Annotated in this window: 19 protein-coding genes and 2 tRNA genes; 12 read left to right on the top strand and 9 right to left on the bottom strand. The window is 68.4% G+C overall.

The features are described 5' to 3' along the window. Positions 1 to 28: 28 nt before the first annotated feature. The 3 genes from ACLIME_RS10720 (at position 29) to ACLIME_RS10710 (ending at position 1,238) form a co-directional block, all read left to right on the top strand. Complete coding sequence (locus tag ACLIME_RS10720; RefSeq protein ID WP_411556897.1) at positions 29 to 967, top strand: lytic murein transglycosylase; 939 nt, start codon at positions 29 to 31, stop codon at positions 965 to 967. Between the two features lie 80 nt (positions 968 to 1,047). Beyond that, positions 1,048 to 1,119: transfer RNA gene (locus ACLIME_RS10715), tRNA-Thr, on the top strand. Positions 1,120 to 1,161: 42 nt separating this feature from the next. Beyond that, a tRNA-Met gene (locus ACLIME_RS10710) sits at positions 1,162 to 1,238 on the top strand. A gap of 100 nt (positions 1,239 to 1,338) precedes the next feature. On the opposite strand, the gene ACLIME_RS10705 is transcribed toward ACLIME_RS10710, so the two are convergent. The 6 genes from ACLIME_RS10705 to ACLIME_RS10680 all read right to left on the bottom strand — a co-directional run bounded on the left by ACLIME_RS10705 (position 1,339) and on the right by ACLIME_RS10680 (position 7,062). Continuing rightward, the gene (locus ACLIME_RS10705; RefSeq protein WP_411556896.1) at positions 1,339 to 1,593 is read right to left on the bottom strand and encodes a hypothetical protein; all 255 of its coding nucleotides are present in this window, start codon (positions 1,591 to 1,593) and stop codon (positions 1,339 to 1,341) included. 109 nt (positions 1,594 to 1,702) lie between these two features. Continuing rightward, complete coding sequence (locus ACLIME_RS10700) at positions 1,703 to 4,504, bottom strand: immunoglobulin-like domain-containing protein (RefSeq protein WP_411556895.1); 2,802 nt, start codon at positions 4,502 to 4,504, stop codon at positions 1,703 to 1,705. A gap of 270 nt (positions 4,505 to 4,774) precedes the next feature. Continuing rightward, positions 4,775 to 5,272, bottom strand: a complete 498-nt coding sequence (locus ACLIME_RS10695) for a DUF3592 domain-containing protein (protein WP_411556894.1) — start codon at positions 5,270 to 5,272, stop codon at positions 4,775 to 4,777. Positions 5,273 to 5,309: 37 nt separating this feature from the next. Next, positions 5,310 to 5,861 carry a hypothetical protein gene (locus tag ACLIME_RS10690; RefSeq protein WP_411556893.1) on the bottom strand — a complete coding sequence of 184 codons (552 nt, stop codon included), beginning with the start codon at positions 5,859 to 5,861 and terminating at the stop codon, positions 5,310 to 5,312. A gap of 82 nt (positions 5,862 to 5,943) precedes the next feature. After that, complete coding sequence (locus tag ACLIME_RS10685) at positions 5,944 to 6,522, bottom strand: hypothetical protein (protein WP_137243917.1); 579 nt, start codon at positions 6,520 to 6,522, stop codon at positions 5,944 to 5,946. Between the two features lie 141 nt (positions 6,523 to 6,663). Beyond that, on the bottom strand, positions 6,664 to 7,062 hold the full coding sequence (locus ACLIME_RS10680) for a MerR family transcriptional regulator (RefSeq protein ID WP_124767369.1): 399 nt from the start codon (positions 7,060 to 7,062) through the stop codon (positions 6,664 to 6,666). Positions 7,063 to 7,154: 92 nt separating this feature from the next. On the opposite strand from ACLIME_RS10680, the gene ACLIME_RS10675 reads away from it, so the two are divergent. Beyond that, a complete protein-coding gene (locus tag ACLIME_RS10675) occupies positions 7,155 to 7,856 on the top strand; it encodes an SDR family oxidoreductase (protein ID WP_411556892.1) in 702 nt (233 codons plus the stop codon). Positions 7,857 to 7,957: 101 nt separating this feature from the next. Here ACLIME_RS10675 and ACLIME_RS10670 read toward each other — a convergent pair whose 3' ends face one another. From ACLIME_RS10670 to ACLIME_RS10660, 3 genes are all read right to left on the bottom strand, one after another. Then, complete coding sequence (locus tag ACLIME_RS10670) at positions 7,958 to 8,647, bottom strand: M23 family metallopeptidase (protein ID WP_411556891.1); 690 nt, start codon at positions 8,645 to 8,647, stop codon at positions 7,958 to 7,960. A gap of 98 nt (positions 8,648 to 8,745) precedes the next feature. After that, positions 8,746 to 9,363 carry a M23 family metallopeptidase gene (locus ACLIME_RS10665; protein WP_411556890.1) on the bottom strand — a complete coding sequence of 206 codons (618 nt, stop codon included), beginning with the start codon at positions 9,361 to 9,363 and terminating at the stop codon, positions 8,746 to 8,748. Between the two features lie 271 nt (positions 9,364 to 9,634). Further along, positions 9,635 to 9,976 (bottom strand): hypothetical protein, encoded by a 342-nt coding sequence (locus ACLIME_RS10660; protein ID WP_411556889.1) that lies wholly within the window; start codon positions 9,974 to 9,976, stop codon positions 9,635 to 9,637. A gap of 154 nt (positions 9,977 to 10,130) precedes the next feature. Here ACLIME_RS10660 and ACLIME_RS10655 point away from each other — a divergent pair, with 154 nt between their 5' ends. The 8 genes from ACLIME_RS10655 to ACLIME_RS10620 all read left to right on the top strand — a co-directional run bounded on the left by ACLIME_RS10655 (position 10,131) and on the right by ACLIME_RS10620 (position 14,824). Continuing rightward, positions 10,131 to 10,574, top strand: a complete 444-nt coding sequence (locus ACLIME_RS10655) for a helix-turn-helix domain-containing protein (RefSeq protein WP_137243913.1) — start codon at positions 10,131 to 10,133, stop codon at positions 10,572 to 10,574. After that, positions 10,519 to 10,965 carry an ImmA/IrrE family metallo-endopeptidase gene (locus ACLIME_RS10650; RefSeq protein WP_159879943.1) on the top strand — a complete coding sequence of 149 codons (447 nt, stop codon included), beginning with the start codon at positions 10,519 to 10,521 and terminating at the stop codon, positions 10,963 to 10,965. Before ACLIME_RS10655 ends, ACLIME_RS10650 begins: the two co-directional genes overlap by 56 nt. Positions 10,966 to 10,986: 21 nt before the next feature. After that, complete coding sequence (locus tag ACLIME_RS10645) at positions 10,987 to 11,292, top strand: DUF3253 domain-containing protein (protein WP_411556888.1); 306 nt, start codon at positions 10,987 to 10,989, stop codon at positions 11,290 to 11,292. Between the two features lie 58 nt (positions 11,293 to 11,350). Then, positions 11,351 to 11,941, top strand: coding sequence for a histidine phosphatase family protein (locus tag ACLIME_RS10640; RefSeq protein WP_124767362.1), 591 nt, complete (start codon positions 11,351 to 11,353; stop codon positions 11,939 to 11,941). Beyond that, positions 11,938 to 12,735: a sulfite exporter TauE/SafE family protein gene (locus tag ACLIME_RS10635; RefSeq protein WP_079706693.1), complete on the top strand. Its 798-nt coding sequence runs from the start codon at positions 11,938 to 11,940 to the stop codon at positions 12,733 to 12,735. The genes ACLIME_RS10640 and ACLIME_RS10635 overlap by 4 nt, the downstream gene beginning before the upstream one ends. Positions 12,736 to 12,798: 63 nt before the next feature. Continuing rightward, positions 12,799 to 13,248 carry a MaoC family dehydratase N-terminal domain-containing protein gene (locus ACLIME_RS10630; RefSeq protein ID WP_079706694.1) on the top strand — a complete coding sequence of 150 codons (450 nt, stop codon included), beginning with the start codon at positions 12,799 to 12,801 and terminating at the stop codon, positions 13,246 to 13,248. Beyond that, the gene (locus ACLIME_RS10625) at positions 13,245 to 13,676 is read left to right on the top strand and encodes a MaoC family dehydratase (protein ID WP_411556887.1); all 432 of its coding nucleotides are present in this window, start codon (positions 13,245 to 13,247) and stop codon (positions 13,674 to 13,676) included. The genes ACLIME_RS10630 and ACLIME_RS10625 overlap by 4 nt, the downstream gene beginning before the upstream one ends. A gap of 11 nt (positions 13,677 to 13,687) precedes the next feature. Further along, positions 13,688 to 14,824 (top strand): UDP-N-acetylmuramate dehydrogenase, encoded by a 1,137-nt coding sequence (locus ACLIME_RS10620; protein WP_411556886.1) that lies wholly within the window; start codon positions 13,688 to 13,690, stop codon positions 14,822 to 14,824. Positions 14,825 to 14,834: the final 10 nt, after the last annotated feature.

Here is a 14,834-nt window from a genome sequence, read left to right as displayed (position 1 = left end):
CCGACCGACGCGCGGGTACGGTGGACCGGTGGGGACATCGGCGAAGGGGAGTGGTGCGCGTCGGCCTGCACAACGCAAGACCGCTGCGCCCGGACGACGCACGACCAGCGCCACCCGCTCGACGCGGAAGCCGCGGTCCCGACCGTCCGGCGCGCGCAACGGCTCCCGGCGCCCCGTCGCACCGACACGCCGGAACCGGCGGTCGGGCATCCGCGTGGGCTGGCTCGTCGCCGGCGGAGCGGTCGCGATCGTCGGTCTCGCCGTCATCGTGGCAGCGGTCGTCTGGGGACCGGAGCTCATCAGTCGAGCGGAAGCACGGGACTCGACCCTCGGAGCCGCGCCACATGCTGCCGTCGAGGGACCGGGCATCCCCGCCGCGGGCTCGGCTGGAACAGCGCCGGCGGCCGTCACCGACCGGGTGGACCGTGCCTGGGCGACGGCCACGGCGCTCCGCCTCGGCATCCCCGAGCGGGCGATGGTCGCCTACGCCGGTGCGGCGCTCGCCGTCGCGGAGACGCAGCCGGGCTGCGGGATCGCCTGGAACACCCTGGCTGCGCTCGGGAGCGTCGAGTCCGGCCACGGCACGATCTTCGGCGGTGCGCTCGACGACGCCGGGCGGGCCGTTCCACCCATCGTCGGCCCGGCGCTCACCGGCACCGAGTTCGATGCCGTCACCGACACGGACCGCGGCGCCTTCGACGGCGACGCCAGATGGGATCGTGCGGTCGGGCCGATGCAGTTCATCCCGTCGACCTGGCAGCGGTGGGGCGCGGACGGGAACGGCGACGGCGTCGCGGACCCGCAACAGATCGACGACGCGGCGCTCGCCGCAGCGCACTATCTGTGCCACGGTGGCCGGGACCTCCGCATCGAGGCCGAGTGGATCGCGGCGATCGGCTCGTACAACGGGGCCGCGTCGTACCTGCAGAAGGTCGTCCACGCCGCGGACACCTTCGCCGCGAACTGATCCCGATCCGGTGTACGAAGCACCCCTCGCGGGATGCTAGTCTCTACTGGTGCCATTTCCGCGTGAGCGGTTTGGTTCGCGCTCCGATAGCTCAGTGGTAGAGCACTTCCTTGGTAAGGAAGAGGTCGCGGGTTCAAGTCCCGCTCGGGGCTCGTTCTCTCCGTCACTGCTCTCGCCGGCATACGGAGAGACGTGGCAGGGTAGCTCAGTTGGTGAGAGCGCACGACTCATAATCGTGAGGTCGAGAGTTCGAATCTCTCTCCTGCTACCAGATCAGCTGTTCAAGAGAGAAGCACCGGAGATTTCTCCGGTGCTTCTCTGTTTTGCCGCAGCGTTCGCTGAATCGCGCACGACTGCGAGTAGCGATCCGGTCAGCTTAGAGCGTCGTCAAGTTGCTGGAGCCACTGCTGGAACTCGCCGGGACCTGAGAAGTGGACTCCGGGCATCCGAGCGACCTCCTCCGCTGCGTCGGGGCCCTCGACGACGAGTGCATACCCGCCGCTGGCCAGCGCCACTCTGAACGCAGGCAGGTCCCCACGGTCGTCACCGGCGTATGCGACGACACCCAAGCCATCAGCCCGGATGATCCTCTGCAGCGCCGTGCCTTTGTCCTCATCCAAGGGCATCCGCAGCTCTTCGACGTCGACACCGTCGATGCTGTCGAGTTCTCGGTGGAGTTCACGCGTCGCTGACTGGACAGCAGCCGTCCACGCCTGTGCGACGCCGAGATCGCCCTCAGATCTCCCCGCGTCTCGTGCGGCGCCGGGTGAGCAGCCCGCCGACGAGGAGGGCGATGGTCGCGGCCGTCGCCAGGAGCGCGACGGCCTCCGTGTCGACCCCCGTGGACGCCAGGCCGTCTCTCGGACCAGGGGCGCTGTCGGCGTCACGACCCGACGACGAACCCGGTTCCGCCGCTGGCGGGGTGGACGGCTCGGGTCCACCCGGCAGCGCGCCCCCTGCCCGCACGGTGACGGTGACGTCGACCGGCGTGCGGGCATCGTCTGCCGCCGTGCCCGACACGGTGAAGCTGCCGGGCGCACCATACTGATCGGCCTGGACGGCCGCCCAGTCCACAGGGACGGTCTCGATCGAACCGTCCACCTTCGTCAGCACGGCGGACGGCAGGCTCGGAGCCGTACCCACCGCGGTGACGACCTCGGGCACTGAGACGTCCTGGACGGCGACACCCGGCGCGTAGGCGGTCAACAGACGTTCGTACTCAGCACGGGTCACGGGGATGACCGTGCCGTGCCTCGGCTTTCCGCCGTCCGCGTTCTGAGGGAGGTTCTCCCGGAGCTTGGCCCCCAACGGCTCCCAGGAGTCGCCGTCGTCGAGGGAGTCGGTCCCGAATGGGATGTAGTGGTTCGGGCCACCGTGGTAGTCGGGTTGGTCGATGAACAGATACCAGTCGAGCCCGTTCACGTCGCCGGGATTCGCGGGGAAGACACTCGGGCCCTCGCCGTTCAGGTAGACACCGCCCGGCTCGCCGTTCGGCAATCCGGAGGCGACCTGGTCCTTGACGAGACTCCACTGGTCGGCAGGTCCTCCCGCACCGGGCAGGGTCCCCTTCTCTGTGGCGAGGAGATCCGTCGACCGCTCCTCGCGGATGGTCAGCGTCCCCTCGTCCTTCGTGAACCGGTAGTAGTAGTCGCCCGACTTCGTGACCGAGGAGTCGATCGTGCCGAGACCGGGCCCACGCGAGACGTCGATCCACGGCTCGGGATCGGAGAAGGTGATGAAGTCGTCAGTCGTCGCGTACATCATCCGGTTGTAGGTCACGTTCGTCCGCTGGCTCTCGTCCGTGGTGTCGTACAGGTTCGAGGCCCAGAACACGACGAAGGTGTCCAGCTTGTCGTCCCAGTAGGCTTCGGGCGCCCAGGTGTTCCCGGCGAAGTCCGAGGAGACCTTCACATGTCGTTGCTCGGACCAGGTGACCAGGTCGTTCGACTCCCAGACCTCGATGTACCGCGACCCACTGATCTGGGCCGTGGCGAAGCCACCGGGAAGACCGTCGATCTTCAGGTCGGTGGCGATCATGAAGAACCGGTCGCCATCGGGGGAGCGGAGGATGAACGGGTCGCGCAGGCCGGTCGTGCCCTGGGTCGACGTGAAGATCGGCTTGCCCTCGTTCAGCGTGTTCCAGCTCAACGCGTCGTTGCCCTTGGATGCAGCGAGGCTGACCTGCTCGGCACCACTGCCCTCCCCGGTGAAGAACGCCCACACATAGGCTTCGGGATCCGGCTGGTCCGCCGGCAGCGGCTGGACGGACACGGTGATGTCCCGCGTCAGTTCGGATCCGGCGATGCGCGCGGTGGCGCGGAGCGTCACGGTCACGGCACTCCCGGTGGCGGGGCGTACGACGTCGATGGTCTTCGACGATTCGTCGACTCCCGCGCGGACCGTCGCCGCCTCGGTGCCGCCGATGACGGACCAGGTGAAGGACGATCCGTTCGGGCCCTTGCCTGGGACGGAGAAGTTGGACCGGATGTCATCCGAATTGGTGATCCGGATGCCCTCAAGGTCGAGGGCGAGCTTCTCAGCGTCGGAGCGGTCGGCGGCGACCCGGACGGGGAATGCCAGCGTCTCCTGTCGGTCTCCGGCGGTCACCGTGGCAGTGAGGGTCACCGTGGCGTCTTGCTCGCCATTCGTCGGCCGGACCACCCGCGCGAGTCCGTCCTCCACGACGATGGCGGCGTCATCCGAGGTCCAGCTCAGATGCGTGCCATAGGAGGTCGAGGGGAGTGGAAAGTCGCTCGTCGCCTCCGTCGGTACGCGCAGCCCGGACGACGCCTTCTCGATCGACTGCTCGATGAACGCGTCCTGGACCTCCGTCGCCGTCATCGCGACATCGCTCAGGACGACCTCGTCGATGGAGCCCTTCCACCCGGCGTCCGCGTAGGTGGAGCGGCCGAGGTAGGCGACGAGGTCCGGACCGAAGGACGCCACGTCGCGCGTGATGGCGGTCTGCGCGATCCGCTCACCGTTCACGTAGCTCGTCAACGTTCCGGCCGGGCCGTCGATCACGGTCGTGTAGAGCGCCATCCCGGTCGGGGTCCGGAGTCCGCTGGTGGGCGCGTTGGTCGAACCGGCGCCCACCTCGGTCGTCCAGGGTGCTCCGGGGTTCACCGAATCCGTGATGACGGACTTGACGTACCCGTTCGGATTCGCCGGATTGAGCAACCAGTAGCCCGCTGAGAACTGGCCATCGCCGACCGGGGTGCCGATGAAGGCTGCAGCGGTGTTCCCAGCTGGTGACTGCGACTCGAGCCAGATGCTCGAGGTCAACGTCTGCACCCCGGCCAGATCGTCGGTCGGGATGTCGAGATAGGGCGCCGAGTCGGCCGAGCCGCCGGGCAGGGTGAGCAGGCCGTCGGCGACCGTGCCGCCCACGTTCCTGAGCGTCCCGTCGTTGCCGTTACCGCTCACATCCGGCACCACACCGTTCGCGGCCGTGTCGAATCGATAGTGCAGCAGTGCACTCGAGTCGGCGGCTGCCGTCGCCGGCGTGGCGCCCAGAGCGGAGATGACTCCTACCATGATCATCGCGCCCCAGGCAGCGGCCCGCTTGGGTGAGGCCACCAGCGGGGTTGTCCAGTTACGGGACAGGTGCCGGGGTTGCATGGTCGATAGGCGTTGTGGACTCACCTGGAAACTCCATCGTCTCGGGATCAGGGTCACGGATTGTGATCGCTCACATCGTGATGTCGACCCTGGCGCATGCGGACCTGGTCCGTCAAGAGCGAGGAGCTGTGCGAGTCGACCCGGTGACGGATGCTCGGACGGGCGGCGACCTCGGTCACCGCACGGTCACGGCTTCGAGATCTCCTCGGGGTCAGGCCCGCGGCCTGCTCGAAGCAAGACCCCGACGAGCATCGCGGTACCGATCAGGAGACTCACGCCGGTCAGCACGACACCGATCCCGACGACCGGGGTCCCCGGTCCGTCATAGCCCTCGAGCACCGCCGTGCCGGGGTCGTCCGCGCGGTAGATCACCGTGACGACGTCGCCGACGGCGGGTTTGCCGTCGAGGGGCCAGTCCGACCAGACCCGCTGTGGCGAACCGTCGGGTGCCAGATAGTCGGTCCTGAACCGGTGGTGAGATGCCTTCCGGCCGTCGTCGACCTCGGTGACCGTCCCACTCGTCCGCTCCCCGTTCTGCAACAGGTCGCTGTCGGCAGCCATCATGAAGGAGCCGACGACCACGGCCACCGGACCGGCCAACAGCATCAGGACGATCGCCGCCGTCTGGAACACCCTGCTGTGCAGGAAGCCCCGTGTGTCGCCCGCCACGCGCTTGCGTGCCATCACCAGTACGCCACCGTCCCGTTTCGAAGCTCCTGCATCAGTGGTTCCCGGTGAGGGAAAGACTCAGCATGATGATGGCGGGCACGATCAGGCCGATCGCGACGCCACCGGCCGCCGCCCAGAGCCCGATGCGGACGTGGGGGCTCATGCGGGGACGCAGACCGAGTTCCTCGCCGATCTCCTTGATCCGCGCGCGTTCGTTCTCGGGGCTGAACGCGATCTCGAACCCGCCGGGGGAGGTCCCGAGCATGATGACCCTGCCGTAGCGGATCCGGCCGGATTGCCAGGAGAACGACCAGGAGAGGCGCGGCACGAAGCCGGAGACACCAGCCGACCAGCTGATCCGCTTGACCGTGTCGGTGATGCTGAACCGCCGGCGTCGCTCATCGACCCGCACGGTGTAGGTGATGCTGTCGGACACCTCGTTCAGCTGGAGGACGTTCCACCAGCGGGCGTCCGCCATGTCGTATCCGACCTGGAACCCGTCGGGGAGGCTGGTGACGGTGAATGGGGTGTTCTGCAGCTCGGCGTCCACGGCCCACTGATAGTCCTGTAGCACGCCCGTCGGCGCAACGTCGGTTCCACTCACGGACTCAGTATGGCAACGCGGCGAGAGTGCGCGACCACCGTCGGATGGGCAGTGCTCCCCATCGCACACTGACCTCGAACTGCTATCGCTCCCAGATGCGACGGTAGCCGGGCATGAAGGCGATCATCGCCGCGAGCAGGGTGCCGAGGTTGAGCAGTGGCAGAGCTGGACCGATGGTCCAGGGCGAGTCGGCGTAGACCCCCATCAGCATGACCATCCAGGCGCCGATGTTGCCGAGGATGAGCACGATGATGAAGGTCACCGCGGTCGCTCCCGCTCGCGACGAGACCCGCTTGCCCGCGAGGGTCGGCGCGGTGCAGATCGTGCCGACGATCACGACGATGAGTATCAGGAACGCACTCGCGAACAGGATCGAGGCGGCCTCCGGGTCGCCGTCGTCGTCGCGATCGGCGAATCCCGCGAGGAAGAAGAACAGGTTGAAGGACTCAGGGTCCTCATCCGTCTTCGTCTGGCTCGCGTAGGGGACGAACAGCGAGAGGATGAGGGCGATCTCGAGCAGCAGCATCGGGACCGAGATCAGGATCGACTCGATGCCCGCCACGCGCTCCTCGAGCCGGGTGCGCGCCGCCTGGGCGGCGACCGACTCGGTGGCGGTCGCTGGTCCCTGCTTCGCTGACCCCTGCTTCGCTGATTCACTCATCGCTTACCCCCCGGATCGGGAGTCGGGCTCAGGCGTGCCCGACTCGGCTGCCGCGAAGGCGAGCGACCGGTAGCCCTCGACCTCCGACGTGGTCATGGTAGCCGCGATGGGCCGACCATGCCGGAGCCGTGCCGGGTGGCGTCAGGCGGCGTCCAGCTCGGCCGGAAGCTCCTCGCGCAGGGCGGGGCAGTGCTCCGGCGTCGGGTGGAGGGTGATGTCGATGACCGCTTCCAAGCGGGCGCGTGCTGCTTCGAGGTCGGCCATCTGCGCGGTGATGCGGTCGCGTTCGGTCCGGAGCAGCGCGAGGGACTCCGGCGTCGCGACTCCCGCATCGACGCAGGGGAGCAGCTGGACGATCGTGCGGCTCGGCAGGCCGGCGGCGAAGAGCTGCTGCACGAGCTCGACGCGTTCCACCGCCGCTCGTTCATAGGTCCGCTGGCCACTCGTCGTGCGGGTGGCGGTGAGCAGCCCCTGCTCCTCGTAGTAGCGGAGCGAGCGGACGCTCACCCCGGTTCGAGCCGCGAGATCTCCGATGCGCATCGATCTTCCGTTCCTGGCTTGCACCTGACATTGATGTGAGGTCTTAGCCTAACCAGGCTGCTGCGGGATCGACCCGCACGCGGAAGGGAATCATGGACATCGCAGGATCCGTCGCACTCGTCACCGGCTCGAACCGGGGCATCGGACGCCGGTTCGTCGTGCAGCTGCTCGAGCGCGGCGCCTCGAAGGTGTACGCGACCGCGCGGCGCCCGGACCTCGTCGACATCCCGGGCGTGGAGGTGCTGCAGCTCGACATCACCGATCAGGCGTCCGTCGCTGCGGCGGCCGAGATCGCGACCGACGTCACGTTGCTCGTCAACAACGCCGGGATCGCGACGCAGGGCTCGATGCTGACCGACGACCTCGCGAACGCTCGGCGGGAGATGGACACGCACTACTGGGGCAACCTCGCCATGGTGCGTGCGTTCGCGCCGGTGATCGAGGCGAACGGCGGAGGGACGATCGTCAACGTGCTCTCCGCCCTGAGCTGGTTCGCCCACCCCGGCTCCGGCGGATACGCAGCTGCCAAGGCGGCGGAGTGGAACATGACGAACGCGGTCCGTCTGGAACTCGCCCCGAAGGGCGTCACGGTGCAGGGGCTCCACCTCGGGGCCGCCGACACCGACATCATGGCCGGCTACGAGGGGCCGATGGTCGACCCCGCGGACGTCGCGCGCGCGAGCCTCGACGGCGTTGCAGCCGGCGCTTCCGAGGTCGTCGTCGACGAGTGGAGCGCCATGGTCAAGGCCTCACTCGCCCACGGACCTGACGCGTTCTACGCGCAGTTCGCCTGAACACCGAACCTGGGCCCTGTGCACCGGGCGTAGACAGTGCAGAATGGAGGAAGCCCCCGAGCAGTTACGGTCTGCTCGGGGGCTTCCTCGTGCCGGTGCGGCTATCGCGCGGCCGCGACGAGGTCGGCGATGCGCTGGCCTCGGGCGTTCGCCTCGGCGACGAGGGTCGAGACCTGGTCCTGGGTCAGCCCGCTGACCTGACCGTAGGCCTTCGTGTTGGCGGCGATGGAGAATCCCTGCCCGCCGCTGGCGGACGTGTACATCGTGCCGAACGTCTCGGTGACGAGCGCGATGGTGCCACCTGGCACGCTGATGATCTTGGGCATGTCTGACTCCTTGAGAGGGTGAACCGGGTCCTCGCCGTTCAGGCGAGCGTTGATGAAGAGGTACGGATCGGTGGTGACGCCGATGTCTGCGTTGTTCCACGTGCCGTCCGCGGCGAAGGTGATGGTGAGGTGGAGATGGGGTCCTCGGGCTGCGGACCCGGTGCTCCCGACGACGCCGACGGGTTCACCGCGGACGATCGCCGCACCGACCTGATGGGGTGAGGCCGCCGCCAGATGCGAGTAGCCCGAGTACATGCCGTCGGGATGTGCGATGACGACAATCTGCCCGAGGGTCGCGTTCCACCGGTTGGCGGAGACGACTCCGGCTGCGACAGCGGGGATCGCGGCTCCGGCGCCGGGTTGGTAGTCCAGTCCGCGGTGCGGTTGGGTCCGCCCGCCGGCCATCGATCCCCAGCCATCGGCGAGGTCGATCTGGGCGAACGGGTGTTGATATCTGAGAACCATGTGGCTCCTCCGTACTGAGGGGGCATCCCCCGAGCAGTTACGGTCTGCTCGGAGGATGCCCGGTGTGGGAGTGATTCCCTTGCGAGAACCCGGAAGGGTTACAGCGGGCGGTTGGGCAGGTAGATCTGCCAGCCCTCGTACTTGGCGTCGGTCGTGCCAGCGGGGATGCGTCGTTCCTGCTGGTCGAGCGTGTACCGGCCGACCCGCTGGATGATCGGGTCGAAGCTCGCCGGCGCGAGGTCGTTGAGCTTCAGCCCCTGGTTGGTGTACGCGGCGAACTGGCCACCGTTCAGCGGGTACAGCGGAGCGAGCGGGTGCTCCTGCCAGTAGACCGCCGCGTTGTCCTGTCGCTTGATGAGGGTTCCTGCTGCCATGTCGTCTTCTTCTTCCTGTGGTGGGGTGGTGTTGGGGTCGTCGCCGTTGAGGCGAGCGTTGATGAATGCGTACGGGTCGACAGTGACGTTGATGTCACCGTTGTTCCAGGTTCCGTCCGCGGTGTAGGTGATGGTGAGGTGCAGATGCGCGGCCCGAGACGCCGTGCCGGTGTTCCCGACGTAGCCGACGTGCTGGCCCCGCGTGATCCCCGTCCCCGGCGCATGCGGCGATCGATCACGCATGTGCGAGTATCCCGAGTACATGCCATCCGGATGGGCGATCACGAGGACGTTGCCGAGCGCGGAGTTCCAGTCGTTGTACGACACCGTCCCGGTTGCCACTGCGGGAATCGATGCGCCGGCCCCCGGTTGGTAGTCGACGCCTCGATGGGCCTGTGTACGCCCATCCGCCCAAGAGCCCCAGCCGTCTGTCGCCTGATCCGTCTGTGTGAACGGTTGCTGGTACTTCAAGACCATGAGCCCTCCTTTCTGTTGATGGAGGAAGTGTCCTCCGACATTCGAACGTGTGTTCGAGAGAGACTCTACGACCACCTCGTCGTCTTGTCCAGTTCATCTTGCCGATTCGTCCTGAAATTCTTTCTCCAGTGGCAGATTAGGCGTCTGAATCGATTCGAGCGTGGCGGGGTGTGGATCCTGCGCTCAGCCTCGTCAGGAAGCCGTTCACGCCGGGGATCGCCATGATCCGGGCCAGTGCTGCGGCGATCGCCGCCGTGGCGGCCACGGCCGCAGCCGCCCAGGCGTAGACGTCGTCCGGGAGGAGCTCCCGGATCGCCTCCAGGAGCTGTGGCGCGATGATGCTCGCGGTCGTGATGCAGGCCACCGAGCTCAGGATCACGGCCGCGGTCGTCTGGATCACGGTGCGGATGATCCGCTGTGCTGGAAACGGGACGGGCGGTGGTGTCGGTGGTTCCGGTGATGTCCGGTGTTCGGTCATGGTGCCTCCTCAGGCATCGTGGGTGGTGGTGGATGACCCGGATGGTTTTCAGAAGTTGTCTCATCTGGCATCATTCAGGTCGGAGGTGACACTATAGAGCGACTGAGGCAGGTTTTCTGCCGTTCGCGACAGGGTTTCTGGCTACGATCGGAACGTGAACGCAGCAGAGGCGATGGTCAATCAGGCGTTGGCGGACGAGCTCGTCGCCGCCTACAAGCGGCGACGCATGAATCAGCGCGCCCTGGCTGAGGCGACGGGGATGAGTCCGACGACGCTGCAACGCGTCCTCGCCGGTCGCAGCGAGATCAGTGGCCCGACCTTCGTGACGCTCTGCGCGGTGACCGGCTCCGATCCGGTGCGACTCCTTGCCGACGCCCTGCAAGCCGTCGGGGGGATGAGTCGGATCGAGGCCGAACTGCAGGCGAGCGCCGACGAGCGTATGGCTCCGGTGTCGGACACCGCTGCTACGAATGACGAGCTGGATCGCAAGCGACGCCAGCGCGAGGCTGCGTCGTGGACGACGGAGCAGTTGGAGGGGGAACGTGGGGCGGCAATCACCGATGGAGAACTGGAGCAACCCGAGCCGGAAGCCCCGTGAGCGTGGGCGCGCCTACGACCCGTATGCGCACGCGGAGGAGCTCGGTCTCGCGGTGATCTTCCGGCCCCTGCGGGTGTCCCATGAGCGCTGGCTGCCGTCCGCGCACACGATCGTCATCCAGGAGTCGCTCCGGTCCGTCCACCGCCGGAACGCCCTCGCCCACGGCATCGCGCACTGCGTGCTCGGCCACGAGGACGACCGACCGAAACACGAGGTGCAGGCCGACCGGTTCGCCGCATCCAACCTCATCGACCTCGACGAGTTCCGGGCCATCGCGCGTTGGGCACCGGACCTCGAGCATCTCGTCGCCGAACTCGGCGTCACGAAGCGCCTTGCCCGGGCGTTCGTCGCGCAGCATGCGGATCTGTCCCGGCACGCCGATCTCGCTTAGCGGCGCGCGCATACTGGGACCATGACCGACGAAGCCGAACCGGACCCGCAGCCTGCGGGAGCCGTAGACGACGGCCTCCTGGAGTCGACGATGCTCGACCTGCTGGGGAACCGGGCCGCCACCTCGTCCATCTGTCCGTCGGACGTGGCACGAGCCGTCGGCGGCGACGACTGGCGAGCGCTGATGGACGACACCCGCCGGGTCGCCTGGCGCTTGGTCGACGAGGGCCGGGTGCGGATCACGCAGGGCGACGAGGCGGTCGACCGCACGACGGTCCGTGGACCCATCCGGATCCGATGGGCGAAGGACGCCGTCGACGAGCAGTGAGCCCCGTGTCGCGGTGAAGGCCGGAAGACCTCGGTCCGACGCCGGTTAGGCTTGAGACATGACCATCGCCCTCATCCGTCACGGACAGACCGCCTGGAACTTCGAACGACGGCTGCAGGGCACGACGGACATCCCCCTGAACGACACCGGGCGGGAGCAGGCGGCCACGGTCGCCCCTCGGCTCACCGGCACCTGGGACGTCGTCGTCAGCTCCCCACTGGGGCGCGCACGCGAGACCGCGCAGATCATCGCCGACGCGCTCGGACTGGAGCTCGGCCCGTCCTATCCCGACGTCATCGAGCGGCACTACGGCGACGCCGAGGGCGCGACGGCGCAGATGGTCCTCGAGAACTGGCCCGACCACCAGTACCCGAACCTCGAGTCCGAGGAGTCGGTGATCGAACGCGGCGTCCGCGGCATCGACGCCATCGCCCGTGACTTCCCCGGCCAGAACGTGCTCGTGGTCAGCCACGGCACGCTCATCCGTCTCACGCTCAGCCACCTCTCGGGTACGACGGTCCCTCCGCTGGAGAACTGCTCCGTGTCGGTCATCGAGGCGACCGACACCGGTTGGTCACTCCTGGACGCCGGTACCGCTCGCACGACGCCCTCGCTCGAGACGGCGCTGTCCGGCTCCAGCGCGCAGTGAGCGGGAGCGACTCGACCGGCCGTCCGGTCCGCTCCCCGTCGGGCATCGCCTGGCTGATCGGCATCGGACTGACCGCCGGATTCCTCTCCGGCTTGTTCGGCGTCGGCGGCGGCATCCTCATCGTCCCCGCCGTCGTCTTCCTGCTCGGCTTCGGCCAGCGGCTCGCCGCGGGGACCTCACTCGCGGCGATCGTCCCGACCTCGCTCGTCGGCGTCCTCTCCTACGCGGTGAACGGGACCGTCGACTGGGTGGCGGCGATCCTCCTGGCGATCGGTGCGATCGGCGGGGCACAACTCGGCAGCTACCTCCTCTCCAAGCTCCCCAAGAAGGCGCTCCAGTGGGGCTTCATCGGCTTCCTGCTCGTCGTGGTGGTCTCGCTGTTCCTGATCGTCCCGTCCCGCACAGCCGAGATCGATCTGCACGTCGGATCGATCATCGGCCTCATCGTGCTCGGCTTCCTGACCGGCGTCCTGTCGGGACTGCTCGGCATCGGCGGCGGGGTCGTCGTGGTGCCGATGCTCATCCTGCTGTTCGGCGCGAGCGACCTCATCGCCAAGGGCACCTCGCTGCTCATGATGGTGCCGACCGCGATCTCCGGCACCATCGGCAACGTCCGGCGAGGCAACGTCGACCTGACGGCCGCAGCGATCATCGGTGTCGCCGCCTGCACGACGACCGCACTCGGCGCCATCGTCGCCTCGGTGGTGCCCCCGTTCGTCGGCAACCTGCTCTTCGCTGCCTTCCTCGTGGCCATCGCGATCCGGATGGTGTTCCAGGCGATCAAGCGCTCCTGACAGCCCGCTGTCGGTCCGTCCGTGCCCGGTCGGCGAGCCAGGGCAGCGGGTAGGCTGGAGGGCGTGTCAGTGAACCCAGAGCTCGCCGGTCGGGTCTTCCCGCCCGTCGCCCCGTACCTGGTCGGACGCGAGAAGATCCGCGAGTTCTCGCGGGCCGTCTTCGCGACGAACCCGATCAACCTCGACCCGGAGGCGGCCCGCGCCGCAGGATACGCCGACGTCGTGGCGCCGCCCACCTTCGCCGTCGTCGTCCAGGAGCACACGCTCCAGCAACTGCTCGCCGCACCCGACGCGGGTATCGACTTCAGCCGGGTGGTCCACGGCGACCAGCGTTTCGTGCACCACCGACCGATCGTCGCCGGCGACGAGCTCACCGCGCAGCTGACCGTCACCGCGGTGAAGTCCCTGGGTGGCCACTCGATGGTGACGTGCGACTCGGTCATGACCGATGCCGCCGGCGAGCCCGTGGTCACCGCGACCTCGACGCTCGTGGTGCGAGGAGACGAAGGATGAGCGACGTGCAGCAGACCCCGACCATGCCGGCTGTCGGCGACGTCGTCGCGGAGCGGACCGTCCACCTGACGCGCGACGCCCTCGTGCGGTACGCCGGCGCCTCCGGAGACTTCAACCCCATCCACTACCGCGACGATGTCGCGGCCTCCGTCGGGCTGCCGGGCGTGCTCGCCCACGGCATGCTGACGATGGGGATCGCCGCCCAGCCGGTGGTCGACTGGATCGGCGACCCCGGTCGGGTGCTCGAGTACCAGGTGCGGTTCACCCGACCGGTCGTCGTCGACCCCGCGACCGGCGCCGACCTCCAGATCGTCGCCAAGGTCGGCAAGATCGACGAGGAAGCCCGCACCGCGCGCGTCGACCTCACCGTCACCTACGCCGAGCAGACGGTGCTCGGCAAGGCGCAGCTCGTCGTCAGCTTCGCCTGACCCGGAGGACCATGAACGACGCCATCCGTCTGAGCGAGCTCACCACCCTCGGGGTGGGCGGGCCCGCCGCAGCCTTCGCGGAGTGCACGAGCGAGGCAGCGCTGATCGAGGCCGTGCTCGACGTCTGGAACACCGACCAGCCGTGGCTGTTGCTCGGCGGCGGGTCGAACCTGCTGATCGGCGACGAGCCCGTCGACGCGACCGTCATCCGGGCGGCCAACCGCGGCATCGAACGCCTCGACGCGCCGTCCGGCCGTGTCCGCCTGCGGGTGCAGGCCGGTGAGGACTGGGACGCGCTCGTCGCCTTCACCGTGGAGCACGGCTTCGCGGGCATCGAGGCGCTCTCCGGCATCCCGGGATCCTGCGGGGCGGCCCCCGTCCAGAACATCGGCGCCTACGGGCAGGAGATCGTGTCGTCGCTCGTCGCCGTCGACCTGCTCGACGAGGAGTCGCAGGCCGTCGAGCGCGTTCCCGCCGCGGAGCTCGGTCTCGGGTACCGGACGTCGGTCTTGAAGCGCCACGGTGGCGGAGAGCCCGAGCGCTCCGGCGTGGTCGTGGCGATCATCATCGACCTCGACGACGTCGGTGTCGACGGACTGGCCGCACCCATCGCCTACCAACAGCTCGCCTTCGCACTCGGCGTGGAGGTCGGCGAGCAGGTCCGCCTGGCCCAGGTGCGCACGACGGTGCTCGCGCTGCGGACGTCGAAGGGTATGGTGCTCGATCCCGACGACCCCGACACCGCCAGCGCCGGGTCGTTCTTCACGAACCCGATCGTGTCGGAGCACGTCGCCCGCTCGCTCCCCGGCGACGCTCCCTGGTGGCCCGTCGACCCGCCGGCCGACGACGACACCGAGTACGTCTTCCCGCTCGGCGAGGTCGTCAACCCGCCCCGTCCGGCCCCGACCGAGCGCCTCGCGAAGCTCTCGGCCGCCTGGCTGATCGAGCGGGCCGGCGTCCGTCGCGGGTTCGCACTCCCCGGATCGCACGCCGCGGTCTCCACGAAGCACACGCTCGCCCTGACGAACCGTGGCGGGGCGACCGCCACCGAGATCGCCGAGCTCGCGCGATTCGTGCAGGCGCGCGTCCACGCCGAATTCGGCGTCCTCCTGCAGCCCGAGCCCGTCGTGGTCGGCGTCACGATCTGACGCTGATGCG

Origin of the sequence: Plantibacter sp. MPB07 (assembly GCF_046619465.1) — a bacterium.
Taxonomy (GTDB): domain Bacteria; phylum Actinomycetota; class Actinomycetes; order Actinomycetales; family Microbacteriaceae; genus Plantibacter; species Plantibacter auratus.
The sequence above is the reverse complement of the archived record's forward strand: the minus strand, read 5'-3'. Positions and strand labels throughout refer to the sequence as shown.

Coding starts and splice junctions, on each gene's coding strand:
- ACLIME_RS10705 (WP_411556896.1), bottom strand. CDS start 1,593: ATGCCCTTGGATGAGGACAAAGGCACGGCGCTGCAGAGGATCATCCGG.
- ACLIME_RS10700 (WP_411556895.1), bottom strand. CDS start 4,504: ATGGTAGGAGTCATCTCCGCTCTGGGCGCCACGCCGGCGACGGCAGCC.
- ACLIME_RS10695 (WP_411556894.1), bottom strand. CDS start 5,272: ATGGCACGCAAGCGCGTGGCGGGCGACACACGGGGCTTCCTGCACAGC.
- ACLIME_RS10685 (WP_137243917.1), bottom strand. CDS start 6,522: ATGAGTGAATCAGCGAAGCAGGGGTCAGCGAAGCAGGGACCAGCGACC.
- ACLIME_RS10680 (WP_124767369.1), bottom strand. CDS start 7,062: ATGCGCATCGGAGATCTCGCGGCTCGAACCGGGGTGAGCGTCCGCTCG.
- ACLIME_RS10675 (WP_411556892.1), top strand. CDS start 7,155: ATGGACATCGCAGGATCCGTCGCACTCGTCACCGGCTCGAACCGGGGC.
- ACLIME_RS10670 (WP_411556891.1), bottom strand. CDS start 8,647: ATGGTTCTCAGATATCAACACCCGTTCGCCCAGATCGACCTCGCCGAT.
- ACLIME_RS10660 (WP_411556889.1), bottom strand. CDS start 9,976: ATGACCGAACACCGGACATCACCGGAACCACCGACACCACCGCCCGTC.
- ACLIME_RS10645 (WP_411556888.1), top strand. CDS start 10,987: ATGACCGACGAAGCCGAACCGGACCCGCAGCCTGCGGGAGCCGTAGAC.
- ACLIME_RS10640 (WP_124767362.1), top strand. CDS start 11,351: ATGACCATCGCCCTCATCCGTCACGGACAGACCGCCTGGAACTTCGAA.
- ACLIME_RS10625 (WP_411556887.1), top strand. CDS start 13,245: ATGAGCGACGTGCAGCAGACCCCGACCATGCCGGCTGTCGGCGACGTC.
- ACLIME_RS10620 (WP_411556886.1), top strand. CDS start 13,688: ATGAACGACGCCATCCGTCTGAGCGAGCTCACCACCCTCGGGGTGGGC.